This is a genomic window from Burkholderia sp. PAMC 28687 (genome assembly GCF_001577465.1).
GTDB lineage: Bacteria > Pseudomonadota > Gammaproteobacteria > Burkholderiales > Burkholderiaceae > Caballeronia.
This window is the reverse complement of record NZ_CP014505.1, coordinates 61,209-79,214: the sequence shown is the minus strand read 5'-3', so window position 1 is coordinate 79,214 and position 18,006 is coordinate 61,209. Positions and strand designations below refer to the sequence as shown.

The following is an 18,006-nucleotide window of genomic DNA, read 5'->3' as shown; positions in this document are numbered from 1 at the left end:
AAGCAAAACGAGCAATTTTCGTCTGTATGTGAGATATATTCACACATACACACATTCCAGCCGATGACCGTGGACCTACGCCAACTCCCCGCTCTCAATGCGTTGCGCGCCTTCGAAGCCGCCGCGCGACACGAAAGCTTCTCGCGCGCCGCCGACGAACTCTTCGTCACCCACGGCGCCGTGAGCCATCAAATTCGGGCGCTCGAGGCAGATCTTGGCGTCACGCTCTTCGTTCGCGATGGCAAGCGCGTGCGGCTGTCGGATATCGGGCGGCAATACGCCGCGGAAGTCCGTACGACCCTCGCCACGCTCGCCGAAGCTACGCGGCGGGTACGCGCAGGGGATCGCGACCGGCGGCTGGTGGTATCGATGCTGTCGTCGTTTTCCGCGCGCTGGGTGACGCCGCGAATTGGCGGGTTTATCGAAGAGCATCCGGAAATCAATCTCGAACTGCTCTCGACGAACGAACTGACCGATTTCACGCGCGAAGACGTCGATGTCGCCATTCGCTTCGCGAGCACCGGGAAATACGCGGGGCTGCATTCCGAAGAACTGCTCGATGAAGTGTTTTTCCCTGCCTGTTCGCCGAACTTCCGCGGCGGCAAGCTGCCTCGCACGCCCGCCGATATGGCCGACGCGCCCTTGCTGCGTTCCCACGATGAACTCTGGCGCCCCTGGTTCGACGCAGCCGGGCTCGTGGACCTGCCCGAACCCAAGCGCGGCGTCTTATACGAAGACTCGTCGAATTTGCTGCAGGCGGCCATTCAGGGCCAAGGGATCGCGCTCGTGCGCCGGTCGCTCGCCATGCATGAAATCGTGGCAGGACGGCTTGTGAGGCTATTCAACATTGATGGGCCGAGCCCGTGGAATTACTACTTTGTGTGTCCGCCGGCGCTGCTCGGGACGCAGCGCGTGCAGACGTTTCGCGCGTGGCTGCTGGACGAGATCATGCAGTTCAAGCAGCTTTACGAGCGCACGCCGGCCGTGTGCGACGGGCCTGCGCGCACGCCCGGGCCGCCAGGGGCACCGTCGCTGCAGGTACTTAAAGCACCACTTTGACCATTGGGTGACCGGTCAGCGCACGATAGATATCGTCCAGATGCGCGCGGCTCTGCGCGCGAACGGTGAGCGTCAGACCGGTGTATTTACCGCCCGACGACGGACGCGTTTCAATGCGCTCGATGTCAAAGTGGTCGTCGAATTCGCGGATCACGGTGACGACGGCATCGCGGAATTCCGGATGCGTCGCGCCCATCACCTTGATCGGGAAATCGCAGGGGAAATCGAACAGGGCGTCGATATCGGGTGAGCTCATGGTGTTCTCCATCTAACGGACGCCCGGGCTGTCCGGGCGTCTCACAGCAGACATAGATAGAGCCGGATCGGCCGATTCCAACTTGCCCGATGTTGCTTGCTTCTTCCTTATTTCTTCTTCTGCCACATCATCAGCAGCGAATCCCACGTCCGGCCGACAAAACCGGCTTGCGGCACATCCTGAAGCGCGACCAGCGGGAATTGGGCGACTTCCTTGCCGTCGGCCATCATCTTGACGGTGCCGACCTGCTGGCCCTTCTTGATCGGCGCGACGATGGTGTCGTTATGCGTGACCGTGGGCTTGACCTTCTCGCCCATGCCCTTCGGAACGGTAATGTACTGATCGGTTTCCACGCCGGCCTTGAGCGCGTTTTCCGTGCCCTTGTAGACGCGCGGCGAATCGATCACCTGGCCCGCCTTGTAGAGGCGCACCGCGTCATAAGCGGTGTAGCCGTAGTTCAGCATCTTCAGGCTGTCCTGCACGCGGTTGTGCTCTTTCGGCTCGCCCATCATCACGGCGACCAGCCGGCGGCTCGCGTCAGGCACGCCTTCCAGCGGACGCTTCGCGCTCGCGATCAGGCAATAACCTGCTGCCTTGGTGTGGCCGGTCTTCAGGCCATCCACCGTCGAATCGATCCAAAGCAGGCGGTTGCGGTTCGGCTGCTTGATCTTGTTATAGGTGAAATCCTTCACCGAGAAAATGGCGTAGTACTCGGGGAAATCGCGGATCAGGCGCGTGGACAGCACGGCCAGGTCGCCTGCCGTGGTGTAGTGATTCGGGTCGGGCATGCCGTTGACATCGGCGAAATGGGTATTTTTCATACCAATCTGCTTGGCCGCCGCGTTCATCAGCGTGACGAAATTGCCTTCGCTTCCGCCCACCAGCTCAGCCAGTGCAATGGCCGCGTCGTTGCCCGACTGGATGATCATGCCGTACACGAGATCATGCACGGTCACCGGCTTGTTCGCCTCGATGAACATGCGCGACTCGTCCGTGCCCACGCGGCGCACGGCCTCGCTCGGCATGACGGTCTGGTCCATGTTGATCTTCTTCGACTTGAGCGCGTCGAAAACGAGATACGCGGTCATCAGCTTGGTCAGCGACGCCGGTTCCGAGCGTTCATTCGGGTTGCCGGACGCGAGCACCTGGTTGCTGGTCGCATCGACGAGAACCCACGAGCGGGCCGTTACATCGGGTGGCGGAACCTGGGCAAACGCGCTCGGCGCGAAAACGCTCGCCGCGACGAGCGTCGCCGGCAGGACGATAGCGGCAGCAACGGCACGATGAACGAAAGAGGGAGCAACGAAGGGCAGGCCGGAAGGGGAAAAGCGCATAGGTTCGGATCGGCAGAAAAGGCATCGGCGAGTCGGCGTTTTCCGGATGTCCGAGAAAAGACGCGACTCGCGGGTTGTACAGGCGGAGGGTCAGTCCGGCGGAGCGCTGTGCTTCGACGCAGGGCGCGAAGATTCGTTCGGACCGACCTCCGCGCGCTTCGATACTCGAGCGGCACATGGACTGAACGCGACCGTTGAATCGAGCGGTGAATCGCGTGCTGCATGCGCTGCGGCCAAGCGGCGGCCGAATAGTCGGCCGGGCAAAAGTCTGCGCCATTATACGCGTGCGCAATGTTGCTTTTGCCGTGGAAGTGGCTTGATTTGCCGGGGATTCGTGAAAGCGAGTGTAAAAACGAACGCGGCGCAAAGCCTTTGAAAGCCCTGGCGCCGCGCGTTGATCCTGCAGATAGTAGCGTTGTTCTTGCGTAAGCCTCAACGCCAAGCGTCGACGATGATCTTCTTCAGCACATGCAGCTTTCTATGGAAGAAATGCTCGCCGCCCGGGATCACGACTACGGGCAATTCCTGCGGGCGCGCCCATTCATAGACCGAGGTGATCGGAACGGTATCGTCGACTTCGCCGTGGATCACGAGCGTGTTGTCCGGCACCTCGGCGACCGGCCAGTTGCTCGCCGCCGTGCCGACCATGACCATGCGCTCGATCGCCTCGCCTGATTCGCGCAACTGCTTCGCCACATGCGAGAGCACGAAGGTGCCGAACGAGAACCCGGCAAGCACGAGCGGGACATCGGCCTGGCCCGGTTGCGCACGCATATGCGCGACCACCGCCAGCAGATCGTCGCGCTCGCCCGTGCCGTTGTCGTGTTCGCCTGCCGTTTGTCCCACGCCGCGAAAATTCGACCGATACGTTATGTAACCAAGCTGGACCATCGTGCGTGCGAGCGTCTGCGCGACCTTGTTGTCCATGGTGCCCCCGTAAAGCGGATGCGGGTGCGCCACGAGCGCAATGCCGCGCGAGGGGGTGCCGTCGGCCGGACGATCCAGCGCGACTTCGATCTTGCCTGCGGGGCCATCGATCAGGAACTTCTCGGTCTGTACATTCATCCCTGAACCTCAGGCCGCCGGCTGATCGATGAGCAAACGCTCCACGATCTTGCCGTTCACCAGATGCGAATCGACGATTTCATCGATATCCGTTTCATCCACGTAGGTGTACCAGGTGCCCTCCGGATATACGACGATCACGGGTCCGAGCTCGCATCGTTCGAGGCAGCCCGCCTTGTTGATGCGCACTTTGCCGTCGCCCGCGAGGCCGAGTTTCTTCACGCGTTTCTTCGCGTACTCCTGCATGGCCTGGGCGCCGCAATTCGCGCAGCTTGGGCGCGGGGCGTCGGGCGCGCGTTCGTTGAGGCAGAAGAACACGTGATACTTGTAGAAAGGGTCCATGAGCTTGGCCGGGGATTTTGTGGGGGTTGATTCGATTATAACGACCGTCACCCGGGTCAGCTTTTCACGCCACCGCCACGCCGCCACGCCAGGAATGCGCGCTCCGCCGTGGATGCCAGCCACCCCAGTGCGGCATATGGCCACACCCACGCGAGCCAGTGCGCGAGACCGTTGAAATGCAGATAACGTCCCTGGCGCCAGTCGGCCACGACGATATCGAAGTAAGGATTCACCGGCAGCAGATTGACCAGCACGAGCGCCACGATCAACGCAATGCCGGCGAGCGTCGCGCGCCATGGCCGGGAGCATTTCAGGGACAGCAGCCCCGCCGCCGTGCCGGTCGCGATGCCGTACACGGCGCCGTCGGTGGCCCAGTCGAAGGTCAGCCCCGAGCGCGATTGCAGGAAGGTCGCGCCAGCTTTCGCGCACAGCGTTGCAATCACGAGCCCGAGTAAAAGACGCACGCGCGGTGCGCGGGCTCGCATGGGCAACGTGGTCAGCACGAGCGCCGCAAACAAGTTGAGTGATGTGATGACCATTTCCCAGGTGTCATCGGGAAGGCGATCGCCAAGACGCATCGGCCATGCTGTTACGTTCCACGCTACCGGTATCCATGAAAGCAGCGCCTCCTGCATCACAGGGTCGAGTTGCTGCCACAGCAGGCGCGGCAAATTGCCGACGGCGAACAGGAACGGTGCGGGGTACATCGTGGCGAAAGGCCAGAGCGCCGATAACCCCAGCATGTACGCCGCGTCACGCTCGAACCACATGAAGCGCAGGCGCCGCAGCGCGCCACGGTCAAGCAGCATGCTCGTGGCCGGCGCGGTCAGCGCGGCGCCGAGCAGCGCGCCCAGCGCATTCGCCGCCAGATCCAGGTTCGATGACACCCGCGTCGGCAAATACGTCTGCACGGCTTCCATGGCGCCCGACAACATCGCCCCGCCAATGAACGCAACGCCAGCCGCGAGCACGCCGCGGTATCGTGGATAGAGCGCCAGCACGGCCAGCGCGCCGAACGGCATATAGCCGAGCACGTTCGTGATCACATCGAACGCGGTGAGATATTGCGGCAGCGGATCGGTGAGATAGGCGAACGGGCCGATGCCGAGCGACCGCCAGCCGGAAAACGGATACAGCGATCCATAGACGATCAGCAGCGTATAAACGGCGAGCGCTTGCCGCGACAACGCCGATGGCCGGCGTTGCCAGTGCTTGACGATCATGCAGGCCGCCTTGAAGCGCGCGGCGCTGCGTGGTTCGCCCTCGCTGTCACTGCGATGCAACCAGCGGCTGCACGCCAAGCCAGGCGGCCATTTGCGCAATCAGGTCGTCGGACGCGGCGGCAAGCGCCCGTGCGCCGCCGGCGGCATCGGGCGTATAGGAAGGGGCGCGCGCAATGAACGTGCGCTGGCTGACCACCTGCCCGTGCTGCGACAACGTCACCCGCGCCGATACTTCGCCGTGGCTCTTTTCGGGGGCATCGAATACTTGTTCGAAGTCCGTCAGATCGACCTGCAGCATGGGCGCGCGCACCGGGTCGGAGCCGGTCAGCACGGGACCACGTGACGCCAGCGCGACGCGCAAACGCTGCGTCAGCAGGTCGGCAGGCGACATGGTCCAGTGACTGTCCGAATAACGCCCGATGCGCTGTGCATCGGCGTATTTCAAGCGATATAAAAACGCATCCGTATCCAGGTTCTTGGATGCGCTCACTGCCAGCACCTTTACCGGCGGCATGGGCATGGTGTTGCCGAGCGGCGCAGGGTCGCCAAGGTCGTATCGAATATTCGATACCGCCGCCGGCGGTCCCGAAGCGCAACCGGCTAGCACTGCAGCCAGGGAAAAAACAATAAAACCGGAGCGCGCTCGCGGCAGCGGGCGCACAGCGCGCTTTACCAAGCGCTTCGCCTGCAAGATCGTGTGTGGCATCTCAGTTTCCTGATTGATTTATCGAAAGGTCCGACTGCTGCCATCTGAAGCTACGGCGGCAGCGGACGAACAGATTATTTCGACGGCGCCACCGGCCATTTGAAACCCGGCTCGCCCGGGCCCGGCTCGGGCTGCGGCGCGCCGAACAGCACGCTGCGCGGGTTCCGGTTGAACGTGTCAGCCGCGCGATCCACAGAACGCGCCGCGCTGCCCACGTCATCGGCCAGCGAATTCACGCGTGGCAAGGTTTCATAACCGACTCGCGCCGACATCTCCTGTAACGACTCGTTCACTTCGTTCAATACGCGGCCGGCGCGTTCTGCCGCGTCGCCCGCCTTGTTCAGGTTCGTGACAAACGGACCGTCCGCACGGCTCAGGTTGTTCGCCAGCGCGTTCGTGGAAGCGAGCGTGCGGTCGAGCTGATGCAGCGTGCGCGGCAACTGTTCCGCCACCGGCCCGACTTGCTTGCTCAACATGGCGATGCCGTCGGCCGCGCCCTGCAGGCTCTTCGTTGTCTGCATGACCTGGTCGCGCATGTCGTCGGACAGGAATCTGTCTGCGTCGTCGGCGATGCGTTCAAACTTTTTGATCAGGATGTCGCCACGTTGCTGCAATTGATCGAACAAACCGGGACGCAGCGGCAGCGAAGCGACCTGGGTCGACGATGACGTCAACGGCGCCGGGTCCTTGCCCGTGTCGTCGAGTTGCACGAACGCAATGCCCGTTACGCCCTGGAACCCAAGCGTGGCGAACGTGGATTGCGTGATCGGCGCGGTTTTATCGACCATGATGCGAATCCGGATCTGACCGGGATGGCCCGGGTCGAACTTGATGGACTGCACCTTGCCGACGCCGAGGCCGCGATAACGCACGTCGGCGTCGGTATAGAGGCCCGTCACGTTGGTCCGCGCGACCAGGTCATACGGCACGCGCACCGTGCGGTCGACGTTGAAGAAGAACACCGCAACGCCAATAGCGACCATCAGTCCGATAGTGAACAGACCGGCCAAGAACGCATGGGATTTGTTTTCCATCAACAGGTTCCTTTGTTACTGCTTACTGCCTGAGCGCAAAACGAAGCCGCTCATGAGAACGCCTAGAGCGTGGGGCCGCACGGCGCATCTTCGAGCGCGACCGCCGGCAACCTTTTGCGGCGTTCGGGCGGAAGCGCCTGCAACGCGCGCCTGCCGCGCCGCCCGAGAAAATACTCGCGGATAAACGGGTGATCGACCGCGACCGCCTCTTCCACAGGCGCGGCGACCAGCACCCGCCGATCGGCGAGCACCGCCACGCGCGTGGAAAGCGCGACCATGGTGTCCAGGTCGTGCGTGACGAGAACCACGGTCAAACCCAACGCGCGATGCAGCGTAGCAATCAAATCGACAAATTCGTCCGATGCCTTCGGGTCGAGCCCGGCCGTGGGTTCATCGAGGAAAAGCAGTTCGGGTTCGAGCGCGATCGCCCGCGCAATACCCACGCGCTTGACCATCCCGCCCGATAACGCCGACGGCATCTTGCTCATGTTCTTGCACGAAAGGCCGACCATTTCGAGCTTGAGCATGACGAACTCGCGGATCAGGTCTTCCGGGATCTTGCCAAGTTCGCGAAACGGCTGGGCAATGTTGTCGTACACCGACAGAGAAGAAAACAGCGCGCCCTGCTGGAACATCATGCCGGAGCGCGTGCGCAGCATCCGCGCGGTTTCTTCGTTCATCTTGGCCCATTCTTCGCCGAGCACGCGGACGGTGCCGCTCGTGGGCGACTCGAGTCCGAGCATCTGCCGCACAAGCGTGGTCTTGCCGGAACCCGAACCGCCGAGCAGCGCGAGAATCTCGCCGCGCCGCACTTCGAGGTTCAGGTGCTCGTGAATCACCGTGCTGCCGTAGCGCTTGGTTACATCGACGACTTCGATGACAGGCTCCGCCGTCACCGGAGTCGGCTTATGGCGAACGGCCGAGGCGAGCGTTGCCGACATCAGATTCCCACCCGTTGGAAAAGGATCGCGAAGACGGCGTCCGCCAGGATCACGATGGTGATGGACGACACCACCGAGGTCGTGGTCCCCTCGCCCAAGCTTTGCGAGTTCGCCTTGATGCGAAAGCCGAAATGACACGCGGCCAGCGCGATCAGCATGCCGAACACCACGCCCTTGCCGAGCCCGATCCACAAATTCGCGATAGGCACGACCGACGGCAGCGACCGCGCAAAAAACGACAAATCGATACCCAACACCAGCTTCGCGGCCAGCGCGCCGCCGAGCAGCGAGACCATGTTGGTCCACATCACCAGCAACGGCATGGCAATACCGAGCGCCAGCACACGCGGCAGCACGATGCGCAAGCCGTGCGGAATGCCCATGACCTGCATGGCGTCGAGTTCTTCCGTCACGCGCATCACGCCGATTTGCGCGGTGATCGCGGACCCTGAACGCCCGGCGACCAGGATGGCCGAGAGCACCGGCCCCAGTTCTCGGATCACCGACAACCCGAGAATATTCACGATGTACTGGTTCGCGCCGAACATGCGCAATTGTTGCGCGGACAAATAGCTCAGTACGATCCCGATCAAAAATGCGACCAGCGCCGTGATGCCGAGCGCCTGCGTGCCGGCGCTATAGATATTCGCGGATATCTCCGTCCACGGAATCCGTTTCGGCCGACGCACCAGTCCGATCAGGTCCAGCACGAAGCCGCCGAACAGCGCCAGGCCGCCGTACAAATGCTCGAAGAACGAGAACAGGATCAGCCCGAAGCGCGTGATGGGGTCGATTCGATCCACCACCTCGGGCTCGTCGCGATTGGCGTCGAGCAATGCGACGCGCTCGAAGATTTCTTTCTGCGTGTCGGAGAGTGAAACCTGCTCCGGCAGCTTCCTGCCCCACACGCGCCAGAGCGCCTGGCCGCCCACGTGATCGAGCCGTTCGACGGGCAGCAGGTCCCAGTGCTTGATTGCTTCCTGGCCCACGCCGCGCAGCCGTTCCACCACACCGCGCTTGGTGGTCGCATGATCGCGCGCCAGTGCAAGCGCCGTCCACTGGCCGGAAAGCCGGACAACCTTGCCCTGCTGGCCGGCCTCGACCTTGAGGCCTGGCGGAGTGTCGAAGTTCAAGGCTCTAAAACGCTCGGAGTAGGTTTCAGGGAGCACTCATTGTAGCGAAGCTATTCCGGAATCTCGCGAAAGGTGACAGCGTTGGCCATTCGGCCGGGTTTTCCGCGCTCCGGCCCATGCATCAACCGTCGCGAAGGGTTCCGGCGCCACGCCCGGGTCCGGCACATCGCTACAATGCGCATATGAACTCATCCAATTCGTCTTTTCCTCTCGATGCCGCCTGGCGTATCGACAGCGAGCGGCTCATGTCGCTGGCCGCGCGGCCGGTGCGCGACTGGTCAATCGAGATCGTCGATGAAACGGGCTCCACGAACGCCGACCTGATGGCGCAGCTCAAGGCGCAGCCGCGCAACAGGACGTCGGCGTCGGCGCCGGACTCGTTCTCGGCACGTTCCACGCTGAAGGCGGCTGATGGCGGCCCGTTCGTGCGCGTCGCGTACTTGCAGACCGCCGGGCGCGGACGGCGCGGGCGCGCGTGGATTGCGCAGCCGGGCAACGCGCTGACGTTCTCGGTCGGATGTGTGTTGCCACGGCCGCTGGAAGGGCTCGCGGGGTTGAGTCTCGCGGTCGGCACCGCCGTGCTCGAGGCGCTGAACACGTTGCCGCTGTCGGCATCGGCGAGACTCGCCTTGAAATGGCCGAACGACATATTGCTCGACGACGGCAAGCTCGCCGGCATCCTTATCGAAACCGCGTGGAGCACGCCGCGGGCGAGCGCCGTGGTGATCGGAATTGGCATCAACCTGCACGGCGCGGCGCAACTGGCGGCGGAACTCAATGAGGCCCAGCGCCGCAACGCGCTGCCCACGCCGGGGAACACGCCGGCGTCGTTGTCGCGGGCCTGGAGCGACGCGAATCTCACCGATACCCTAGCCGCCGTGCTGAACGCGCTCGACGCCACGCTCGCGCGGTTCGGCGCCGACGGCTTTCGCCCGTTTCGCCAGCAATGGCTCGCGGCGCACGCGTATGCGGGGCGCGAGGTCGTGTTGCTGGAGCAAGGCGTGGAAGTAGCGCGCGGTCTGGCGGTGGGTATCGACGATAACGGCCAGTTGCAAATCGATACCGCGACTGGCCTCAGAACCGCCAGCAACGGCGACGTCTCGTTACGGCTCGCGGAGCAACGTCCGTGAGTGAAGCGCCGTTTTTGCTCATCGATGCCGGCAATAGCCGGATCAAGTGGTCGATCCTGACGACCGCAGGCGAAAGCCTGCGCGACGGCGCCTTCGAACACGCTGACCCACTGGAATGGCCGCACGATATGAAACCGGGAAGCGTGTGGATATCGAACGTCGCCGGGGCGGCCGTGCACGAGCGTATTGCCCGTCAGATCGAGCAACGCTGGCCAGGCTTGCCGTACACATTCGTGCGCGCTCAGGCGAAACAACTGGACGTGACGAACAGCTATTCGGAACCGTCATCGCTTGGCAGCGACCGCTGGTGCGGCATGATCGGCGCGCACGCCGCGTATCCCGGCGAAAACCTGCTGATCGCAACCTTCGGCACGGCGACGACGCTCGAAGCGCTGCTCGCCGATGGCACCTTCACCGGCGGCCTGATTGCGCCCGGCTGGCAGTTGATGATGCAATCGCTCGGCAGCCACACGGCGCAGTTGCCCACTCTCCAGCCCGATACAGCCCGCGACGCGCTCGCGTCGTCCGCAAGCGTTTTTGCAACTGACACGCGCGCGGCTTTATCGACAGGATGTTTGCTGGCGCAGGCCGGCTTGATAGAGCGTGCGTGGCAAGATCTGCGCGCGCAATGGAACGGCGATTTCCGCCTGATTCTGAGCGGCGGCGCGGCCAGTGAAGTAGCGGGCGCGTCAAAGGTGCCGCATACTCGTCACGACTCGCTGGTGCTCGCCGGACTCGCGTTGATCGCGCGCGAGAACGCTGCACCTTCTGCAGTGACCCGAACACTCGAATGAACCAATTGAACCCGATTGATCAACTCATTGATGGAGCGCTTTCCATGCTGCGCTGGCTGATCGCCCTGTTGTTCCTCGCAAACCTGCTGATGTTCGTGGTCGTGCAAGGCGTGTTCGGACCGTTGCCGTCTGCCGGCGGACGCGAACCGCAACACCTCGACCGCCAGATTCACCCTGAACTTGTCCGCACGCGTCCCATCAGCCCGGAAGAAGCGGCGGATCAGGCCGTGGTCGGCGGTCCTGCGCCAGCGGCGGCAGTTCAGGCCGCGCCGCTTTCGCAATAAGCCGCTAACTCGGCCGCTGCCATGCAACCAGGCACCTACCCCTGCGTGCGTACCCTCTTGAGCAGCGCGGTTGTCGAGCGTTCATGTTCGAACGGAATGGCGAGCGCCTTGCCGCCCCAACTGCGCACCAGAGCGGATTCGGCAAGCTTGTCCATGTCGTAATCGCCGCCTTTCACGAGCACATCCGGATGCAATTCGCCGATCAGTTCCAGCGGCGTGAACTCCTCGAACTTCACCACCCAGTCGACGCTCTCCAGCGCAGCCAGGAGCGCCATGCGGTCGTCCTCACGATTGATCGGCCGGTCATCGCCCTTGCCGAGCAAACGCACCGATGCATCGCTGTTCACACCCACGATCAACGTTGCGCCCAGCGCTTTGGCATCGGCGAGATAGGTCACATGTCCGCGATGCAGGATATCGAAAACGCCATTCGTGAAGACTACGGGCGCGCTCAGTTGCGGGCGCAACGCGGCAAGCGCAACGCGCGTCATGATCTTGCATTCGAAAGGAGCGGCCATGGCAGGAACAAGGAGAAATCAGGAAGGTGCGTAGTGTGCCACGCACGCGACGGCGCTTCGAAAAAGAAAACAGCCCGCGGGCATGAACCGGCGGGCTGCTTCCTTGTTTCCAGAACTGAACAAACCAGCAGTCAAGCTCAGGCAGGCTGTTCCGACGCGCCCTTGGCCGCCTGCAACCGCAACACCACTTCCTTGCGATACCGGTTCAGCTCCTGAGCCGTCAGGAACGAACGCTCGAACAGGATGGATAAGTTATGCAAGATCCGTTCGACGACCTTCTTCTCCCAGCTATCGTCAAAGCGAATCTGGTCGTCGAGCCAGCGTTCGAGCCATTCCGGATCAGGCAGGCGAGACTGGATGGTGTCGCGCGGAAAGAGCGCCTGATTCACGTGGAGGTTGGTCGGATGCAGCGGTTTTTCCGTGCGTCGCGCCGAGGCCATCAGCACACCGATCTTTGCAAAAGCCGCACGAGCGATATCGCCGGTCTGCACCATCGCTTTTTTCATGTAGCGCAGATACGCGCCGCCGTGCCGGGCTTCGTCGCGGGAAATGGTTTCGTAGATGTGCTTGATGACCGGCTCGGTATGCCACTCGGCCGCACGCCTGTACCAGTGGTTCAGGCGGATTTCGCCGCAGAAATGCAGCATCAGCGTTTCGAGCGGCGGCGCCGGGTCGAATTCGAAGCGCACTGCGTCGAGCTCGGCTTCGGTGGGCACCATCTCCGGCTTGAAGCGGCGCAGATATTCCATGAGAACGAGCGAATGCTTCTGCTCTTCAAAGAACCACACACTGATGAACGCAGAGAAGTCGCTGTCGTTGTGGTTGTCGCGCAGGAACATTTCCGTGGCGGGCAACGCGGACCATTCGGTGATCGCGTTCATCTTGATGGTCTTGGCTTGTTCGTCGGTCAAGAGCGCCGAGTCGAACTTGTCCCAGGGAATGTCTTTCTCCATGTCCCAACGAACCGATTCAAGCGATTTGTACAGTTCTGGATAAAGCATCGTGTTCATAGTCCACCCCTGGATTGCAACATAGTGCGACGATTCTGTCTGTTGTAACTGTAGCCAGCCCGCGCGGTCATCCGCGCCGCCAGCAGCGAAGCTTTCAATTTTACGCGGGAATCAGGCGCCCAGATGCAAAAGCGGCAAAGAAGCGCCTGTCGCGTCCATCTGCGACGATTTGCCCGTTGCCGTTCCGCCGCATTGGGCGGTAAGCAATGTCTACCGTGGGTGAGGAGCGAACCCTGTGCCTGAGGTAAGTACGAAGCGCGAACTGTATGGAACTCGAGTGAAACTATTTAGGATGCTCTTAAAAGCTGTCCAGATGCATCCAGCACAGCCGCCTGAGCATGCCTTCCGGCTATGACAGGCGCAAGACGCATACCGTTCCCTCTGATGCGTCGGTGTGAACCCGCATACACCGCCAGCAGTCCTTTGATGCGACTACAGAAACACGGCAAACAGCCGCGCCGATCATAGCATGGCGTTCTGACGCCACTCGGCGACGGCCTCTTCAATCGGCGCAAGCCCGTTCACAGTGAGAATGCCGTCTGGCAACTTGCGTCGCAACGCAGGACTGCTCCCGCCAACCCAGATTGCGACTTTCGCCGGCAGCGCCTGGCGCAGATCCGTGAGTCCGTTCACCACGGACTGCACCGGGACGGACGCCGAGAAGGACAACGCGAGGACATCGACCTCGTGCGCGGGGATTGCATCGATGATGTCTTGCGGCGGTGTTTGTACGCCCAGCGCAATGCATTCGCACCCGGCGAGCGCAAACATGGCCTCGGCCATCAGGATGCCCAGGCCATGACCCTCGCCGGGCAGCGTCGTGAGCAACACGCGCGGATGCGCGCCGCGGCCACGCAACGCTTCGGACAATGGACGCATGAGCGAGCGCAGCGTGACCTGCATTGCTTCGCTGAAAAGGTGCTCATGATAGACCTGCAACGTCCCGGCGGCCCATGCGTTGCCGATGCGCGCCGACAGCGGCGCCGCCACGTCCAGCACGAAATGCGCAAGGCCCTCCCGCGTGGCGCGCTTGAGCAGCTCGAAACGAAAGTCGTCGTATCGGCCGGAGCGCAGCAGCTCCACCATCTTGTCCAGCTCCACATCCGGCGCGTCCTGCCCCACGCCCGAATCTTCGGCGAGTTGCTGCAACAGCGCGATGGATTGGGGCAATACCTTGCTCGGCCGATGACCCGCATCGAGCAAACGCTTGACGAGCCTTAGCTTGGTCACCTGCTCCTGCGGATACAGCCGCTCGCCGCCCGTCGAGCGCAACGGTTGCGGAAAGCCGTAACGCCGCTCCCAGACACGCAAGGTGTCCTTGGTCAGTCCGATCTCGTGCGCGATCGCACCAATGCCGATACCTACGCCAACGCCGTCCAACTGCGTCGCCATGGCTTCTCCATCGCCGGCGTTGAGGCTGCCATTTTTGAGGGGCAGATTACTTTCCGATGTATTTGTCATGGACAAAATTGCGACCTAAAAATTGTGATGACTGCAGTGAAATCGCCTTAGACCTAATATATATGGACATTCTCAACGATTGGCAACATGATTGATCATAGACGAGTTTTGTGTTTTGTAGTGGACAAACCGTTGCCAGGGCATGGACATTAATTGCCTGGCCTTGCATCCAGCGAAGTAGATATTGCGTAAATCACCTTGACCGTCGAGGAGCGACGCGGGACGTTTCACGGCGCAAAAAGATGCCGGAAGCAGACAACAAGACAAAGACACACGGAGCAACGTCATGAAGGTTGCGGTAATCGGAGCGGGGATTTCGGGGTTGTCGTGCGCATACCGGCTGGCAAAGTCCCAGGCGGGTATCGACGTCACCCTGTTTGAAGCCAACGGGTATTTCGGCGGCCATACGAACACGGTGGACGTAACGCTGGACGGCGAGACGCATGGGGTGGACACGGGCTTCCTGGTGTTCAACCACCGCACCTATCCGAACCTCGTGAAGCTGTTCCAGGAACTCGACGTCCCGACGACCGCAACCGACATGTCGTTCTCCGTCGCGGTAACGGATAAACATCTCGAATGGGCCGGCAGTGACCTGAACACAGTCTTTACGCAGCGCCGCAACCTGCTGCGCCCCGCATTCCTGCGCATGCTCGCCGATATCCTGCGCTTCAACCGCACGACGACCGCCATGGCGCTCGCCCGCAAGGACGTTGAACTCGCCGAGCCGGTAAGCCGCTTTATCGAACGTGAGAAGTATTCGGTTGCGTTTCGCGACTGGTATCTGCTGCCGATGATCGGCGCGATCTGGTCATGCTCGACCACGCAGATGATGGCGTTTCCGATCGGCACGCTGATCCGCTTCTGTCATAACCACGGCCTGTTGCAGGTCAACGACCGGCCGCAATGGCATACGGTCAACGGCGGCGCGCGCGAATACGTGCGGCGGATGTTGCCCGCCATCGGTGATGCCCATGCCGGGTTGCCGGTGACATCGGTGAAACGGGGCATGCATGGCGTGGAAGTCGAAAGCGCGCGGGGCATCGAACACTTTGATCACGTCGTGCTCGCATGCCACAGCGATCAGGCGCTTGCGCTATTAGCCGACCCATCGAACGATGAAACCGTGACCCTCGGCGCAATCGGCTATGCGCCGAATCGCGCGGTGTTGCATACGGATGCATCGCTGTTGCCGGCCGAGCGCGCCTGGTCGGCGTGGAACTACGAAAGCCGTACCGGCGAACTCGGCGCCGAACCGCAGTTGTGCGTGCATTACCTCATCAACAAGCTGCAGCCGTTGCCGTTCAAAACTCCGGTGATCGTTTCGCTGAATCCGGTTCGTGAGCCGCGTCCCGAAACCGTGCTGCGCGAGTTCGCGTACAGCCACCCCGTATTCGATCAAGCGGCGGTCCAGGCCCAACGCGTCCTGCCATCCATACAAGGCGCGCGCAACACCTGGTTCGCCGGCGCATGGACGGGTTACGGCTTCCACGAGGACGGCCTGAAATCCGGGTTGGATGCGGCGGCCAGATTGACAGCCATCGCGTTGAATCGCGATGAACCGGCGCTTGCAGCATGAAAGCGCCTGTTTTCAATTCACCTGACCTGCTGCTCGTCGGCCCCGTTCGCCATAAGCGCCTGCGCCCGGCACGCAACGCCTTTGCCTACGGCGTCTACACGTTGCGCCTGCCGCTGCGCGCCCGCGCTGCGCGGCTCGCCCAAGGCACGCTGCAAGACTCGCGCATGTTCGCGTACAACCGCTTCGGCTTGCTGAGCTTTCACGACAGTGACCACGGCGTACCCGGACAAACGGCGCTGCAGTGGATCGAATCGATGCTGCATGACAACGGCATCCAGGATGCCGACGGCGAGATCTACCTCCAGGCTTTCCCGCGCGTGCTCGGCTACGTGTTCAATCCCGTGAGCTTCTGGTTTTGCGAACGTGGAGATGGATCGTTGCGCGCCGTCGTCTGCGAAGTGAATAACACGTTCGGCGAGCGCCATTGCTATTTGCTCGACCCCGGCGGCGGCATTCTGAACGGCACACCGCTCACCGCGCGCAAGGTCTTCCACGTCTCGCCGTTCTGCAAGGTCGAGGGCCGCTACACGTTCCGCTTCATGTTCGCGCCGCCGAAACACGGCAAGCCGATGCGCTCGCTCGCGCGCATCGACTATGAAGACGACGAGGGTCCCCTTCTGCTGACCAGCATTGCGGGCACAGCGCGTGCGCTTGACTCAGCCAACGTGCTGCGTGTGTTCTTCGGTTATCCGCTGATGACATTTGGCGTCGTCGCGAAAATTCACTGGCAGGCGCTGAAGCTGTTCATCAAACGCGTGCCGTTCCTGAGCAAACCCACTCCGCCGTCCGCGAATGTTTCGCACGAGCGGGCCGAACTGCCGACCAGGTGACTTGCAAATGTCGACTCAGCCCTCCTCTCCTTCATCGCTTCGAAGTCCCGCGGCGTCCTGGTTCATCCGGCCGCTCTTGCGCACGCACCGCGCGTTGTACAAACCGGCAGCTGCGCGCGTGGTGCTCAGGTTGCTGGGCCAGTTGCAATACGGCGTTCTTGATGTCCACCTGCCGGACGGCACCACGCGCCGCTACGGCCAGCCCGCCGATGAACCCGCAGCCGCGAACGCACCGCACGCCCGCGTCGTGCTGACGAACTGGAATGTGTGCGCGGCGGCGTTGAAGAGCGGCGATATCGGCTTTGCTGAGACTTACCTCGCAGGCGACTGGCATACGGACGACCTCGCCGCACTGCTCGACATCATGGTGCGCAATCGCACGACCATTGAAGCGGTGATCTACGGCTCGTGGTTCGGCAAGCTGACGAACCGCCTGCGCCATTTGCGCAATGCGAACACGAAGGAAGGCAGCCGGCGCAACATTCACGCGCATTACGACCTCGGCAACGCGTTCTACAAGCTCTGGCTCGACAGCACGATGACCTATTCGAGCGCGCTCTTCGACGGCACGCCCGACCAGACCCTCGCCGATGCACAACGCGCGAAGTACCGGCGCCTGCTGAACGAGTTGCAGCTCGACGGCGTCGATTTGAACGTATTGGAAATTGGCTGCGGCTGGGGTGGTTTCGCCGAACTCGCGGCGAGCGTTGCGAAAGCGCGCGTCACCGGTCTCACGCTATCCACTGAACAGCTTGCGTACGCGCAGCAGCGCATGACGAACGCGGGTCTCGGCGATCGTTCGGACTTGCGCCTGCAGGACTACCGCGATACCCACGGCCAGTTCGATGCCATTGCGTCCATCGAAATGTTCGAAGCCGTGGGTGAGGAATACTGGCCGAGCTACTTCGAGTGCATCAAGCGCAACCTCAAGCGCGGCGGACGTGCATGCGTGCAGACCATCACCATCGATAACGCCCTGTTCGACCGTTACCGCACGAGCACCGACTTCATCCAGCAATATATTTTTCCGGGCGGCATGCTGCCCTCACCGGCTGTCTTCATGCAGGCTGCCGAACGCCACGGGCTGAAAGTGGTCAATCAGCTCTCGTTTGGCCAGGACTATGCACGCACGCTCAAGCTGTGGCGTAATGCGTTTGTGGCGCGCCTCGACGAAATCCGCGCGCAACGCTTCGACGAACGTTTCATCCGCTTGTGGGACTTTTACCTATGTTATTGCGAGGCCGCTTTCGCGCACTCGAACACCGACGTGATCCAGTTCACGCTGGAACACGCCTGATTCGAAGGTT

The 18,006-nt window shown here is 62.1% G+C and carries 19 protein-coding genes; 7 read left to right on the top strand and 12 right to left on the bottom strand.

All coding sequences use genetic code 11. From position 1 onward, the window contains the following. Positions 1 to 69: 69 nt before the first annotated feature. Entirely contained in the window at positions 70 to 1,059 is a 990-nt protein-coding gene (locus AX768_RS00395; protein WP_062000656.1) for a transcriptional regulator GcvA, read from the top strand. On the opposite strand, the gene AX768_RS00390 is transcribed toward AX768_RS00395, so the two are convergent. The 9 genes from AX768_RS00390 to AX768_RS00350 all read right to left on the bottom strand — a co-directional run bounded on the left by AX768_RS00390 (position 1,043) and on the right by AX768_RS00350 (position 9,093). Then, positions 1,043 to 1,315 (bottom strand): DUF493 family protein, encoded by a 273-nt coding sequence (locus AX768_RS00390; protein ID WP_062000655.1) that lies wholly within the window; start codon positions 1,313 to 1,315, stop codon positions 1,043 to 1,045. The genes AX768_RS00395 and AX768_RS00390 overlap by 17 nt on opposite strands. A gap of 107 nt (positions 1,316 to 1,422) precedes the next feature. Further along, the gene (locus AX768_RS00385; RefSeq protein ID WP_061998310.1) at positions 1,423 to 2,649 is read right to left on the bottom strand and encodes a D-alanyl-D-alanine carboxypeptidase family protein; all 1,227 of its coding nucleotides are present in this window, start codon (positions 2,647 to 2,649) and stop codon (positions 1,423 to 1,425) included. A 432-nt stretch (positions 2,650 to 3,081) separates the two neighbouring features. Beyond that, positions 3,082 to 3,714 (bottom strand): alpha/beta hydrolase, encoded by a 633-nt coding sequence (locus AX768_RS00380; RefSeq protein WP_061998309.1) that lies wholly within the window; start codon positions 3,712 to 3,714, stop codon positions 3,082 to 3,084. 9 nt (positions 3,715 to 3,723) lie between these two features. Next, positions 3,724 to 4,056 carry a (2Fe-2S) ferredoxin domain-containing protein gene (locus AX768_RS00375; RefSeq protein ID WP_061998308.1) on the bottom strand — a complete coding sequence of 111 codons (333 nt, stop codon included), beginning with the start codon at positions 4,054 to 4,056 and terminating at the stop codon, positions 3,724 to 3,726. A gap of 56 nt (positions 4,057 to 4,112) precedes the next feature. After that, positions 4,113 to 5,279 (bottom strand): VanZ family protein, encoded by a 1,167-nt coding sequence (locus tag AX768_RS00370; RefSeq protein WP_062000654.1) that lies wholly within the window; start codon positions 5,277 to 5,279, stop codon positions 4,113 to 4,115. Between the two features lie 46 nt (positions 5,280 to 5,325). Then, on the bottom strand, positions 5,326 to 5,985 hold the full coding sequence (locus AX768_RS00365; protein ID WP_061998307.1) for an ABC-type transport auxiliary lipoprotein family protein: 660 nt from the start codon (positions 5,983 to 5,985) through the stop codon (positions 5,326 to 5,328). 74 nt (positions 5,986 to 6,059) lie between these two features. Next, positions 6,060 to 7,019, bottom strand: a complete 960-nt coding sequence (locus AX768_RS00360) for an MlaD family protein (RefSeq protein WP_062000653.1) — start codon at positions 7,017 to 7,019, stop codon at positions 6,060 to 6,062. 62 nt (positions 7,020 to 7,081) lie between these two features. After that, positions 7,082 to 7,960 carry an ABC transporter ATP-binding protein gene (locus tag AX768_RS00355; protein WP_061998306.1) on the bottom strand — a complete coding sequence of 293 codons (879 nt, stop codon included), beginning with the start codon at positions 7,958 to 7,960 and terminating at the stop codon, positions 7,082 to 7,084. Continuing rightward, complete coding sequence (locus AX768_RS00350) at positions 7,960 to 9,093, bottom strand: MlaE family ABC transporter permease (protein ID WP_061998305.1); 1,134 nt, start codon at positions 9,091 to 9,093, stop codon at positions 7,960 to 7,962. Before AX768_RS00350 ends, AX768_RS00355 begins: the two co-directional genes overlap by 1 nt. Positions 9,094 to 9,275: 182 nt before the next feature. On the opposite strand from AX768_RS00350, the gene AX768_RS00345 reads away from it, so the two are divergent. From AX768_RS00345 to AX768_RS00335, 3 genes are read left to right on the top strand one after another with little or no spacing between them, the layout of a single operon-like run. After that, positions 9,276 to 10,223: a biotin--[acetyl-CoA-carboxylase] ligase gene (locus tag AX768_RS00345; RefSeq protein WP_061998304.1), complete on the top strand. Its 948-nt coding sequence runs from the start codon at positions 9,276 to 9,278 to the stop codon at positions 10,221 to 10,223. After that, complete coding sequence (locus tag AX768_RS00340; RefSeq protein ID WP_061998303.1) at positions 10,220 to 11,017, top strand: type III pantothenate kinase; 798 nt, start codon at positions 10,220 to 10,222, stop codon at positions 11,015 to 11,017. Before AX768_RS00345 ends, AX768_RS00340 begins: the two co-directional genes overlap by 4 nt. A 44-nt stretch (positions 11,018 to 11,061) precedes the next feature. Beyond that, positions 11,062 to 11,301 (top strand): hypothetical protein, encoded by a 240-nt coding sequence (locus AX768_RS00335; RefSeq protein ID WP_062000652.1) that lies wholly within the window; start codon positions 11,062 to 11,064, stop codon positions 11,299 to 11,301. Between the two features lie 35 nt (positions 11,302 to 11,336). Here AX768_RS00335 and rfaE2 read toward each other — a convergent pair whose 3' ends face one another. From rfaE2 to AX768_RS00320, 3 genes are all read right to left on the bottom strand, one after another. After that, positions 11,337 to 11,819, bottom strand: coding sequence for a D-glycero-beta-D-manno-heptose 1-phosphate adenylyltransferase (gene rfaE2, locus AX768_RS00330; protein ID WP_061998302.1), 483 nt, complete (start codon positions 11,817 to 11,819; stop codon positions 11,337 to 11,339). A 137-nt stretch (positions 11,820 to 11,956) separates the two neighbouring features. Next, the gene (locus AX768_RS00325) at positions 11,957 to 12,829 is read right to left on the bottom strand and encodes a hypothetical protein (RefSeq protein ID WP_061998301.1); all 873 of its coding nucleotides are present in this window, start codon (positions 12,827 to 12,829) and stop codon (positions 11,957 to 11,959) included. Between the two features lie 462 nt (positions 12,830 to 13,291). Beyond that, the gene (locus tag AX768_RS00320) at positions 13,292 to 14,221 is read right to left on the bottom strand and encodes a MerR family transcriptional regulator (RefSeq protein ID WP_069638339.1); all 930 of its coding nucleotides are present in this window, start codon (positions 14,219 to 14,221) and stop codon (positions 13,292 to 13,294) included. 355 nt (positions 14,222 to 14,576) lie between these two features. Here AX768_RS00320 and AX768_RS00315 point away from each other — a divergent pair, with 355 nt between their 5' ends. The 3 genes from AX768_RS00315 to AX768_RS00305 are packed head-to-tail and all read left to right on the top strand — an operon-like array spanning position 14,577 to position 17,996. Further along, entirely contained in the window at positions 14,577 to 15,869 is a 1,293-nt protein-coding gene (locus AX768_RS00315; RefSeq protein WP_061998299.1) for an NAD(P)/FAD-dependent oxidoreductase, read from the top strand. Continuing rightward, complete coding sequence (locus AX768_RS00310) at positions 15,866 to 16,699, top strand: DUF1365 domain-containing protein (RefSeq protein ID WP_061998298.1); 834 nt, start codon at positions 15,866 to 15,868, stop codon at positions 16,697 to 16,699. The genes AX768_RS00315 and AX768_RS00310 overlap by 4 nt, the downstream gene beginning before the upstream one ends. A gap of 7 nt (positions 16,700 to 16,706) precedes the next feature. After that, the gene (locus tag AX768_RS00305; protein ID WP_082778847.1) at positions 16,707 to 17,996 is read left to right on the top strand and encodes an SAM-dependent methyltransferase; all 1,290 of its coding nucleotides are present in this window, start codon (positions 16,707 to 16,709) and stop codon (positions 17,994 to 17,996) included. Positions 17,997 to 18,006: the final 10 nt, after the last annotated feature.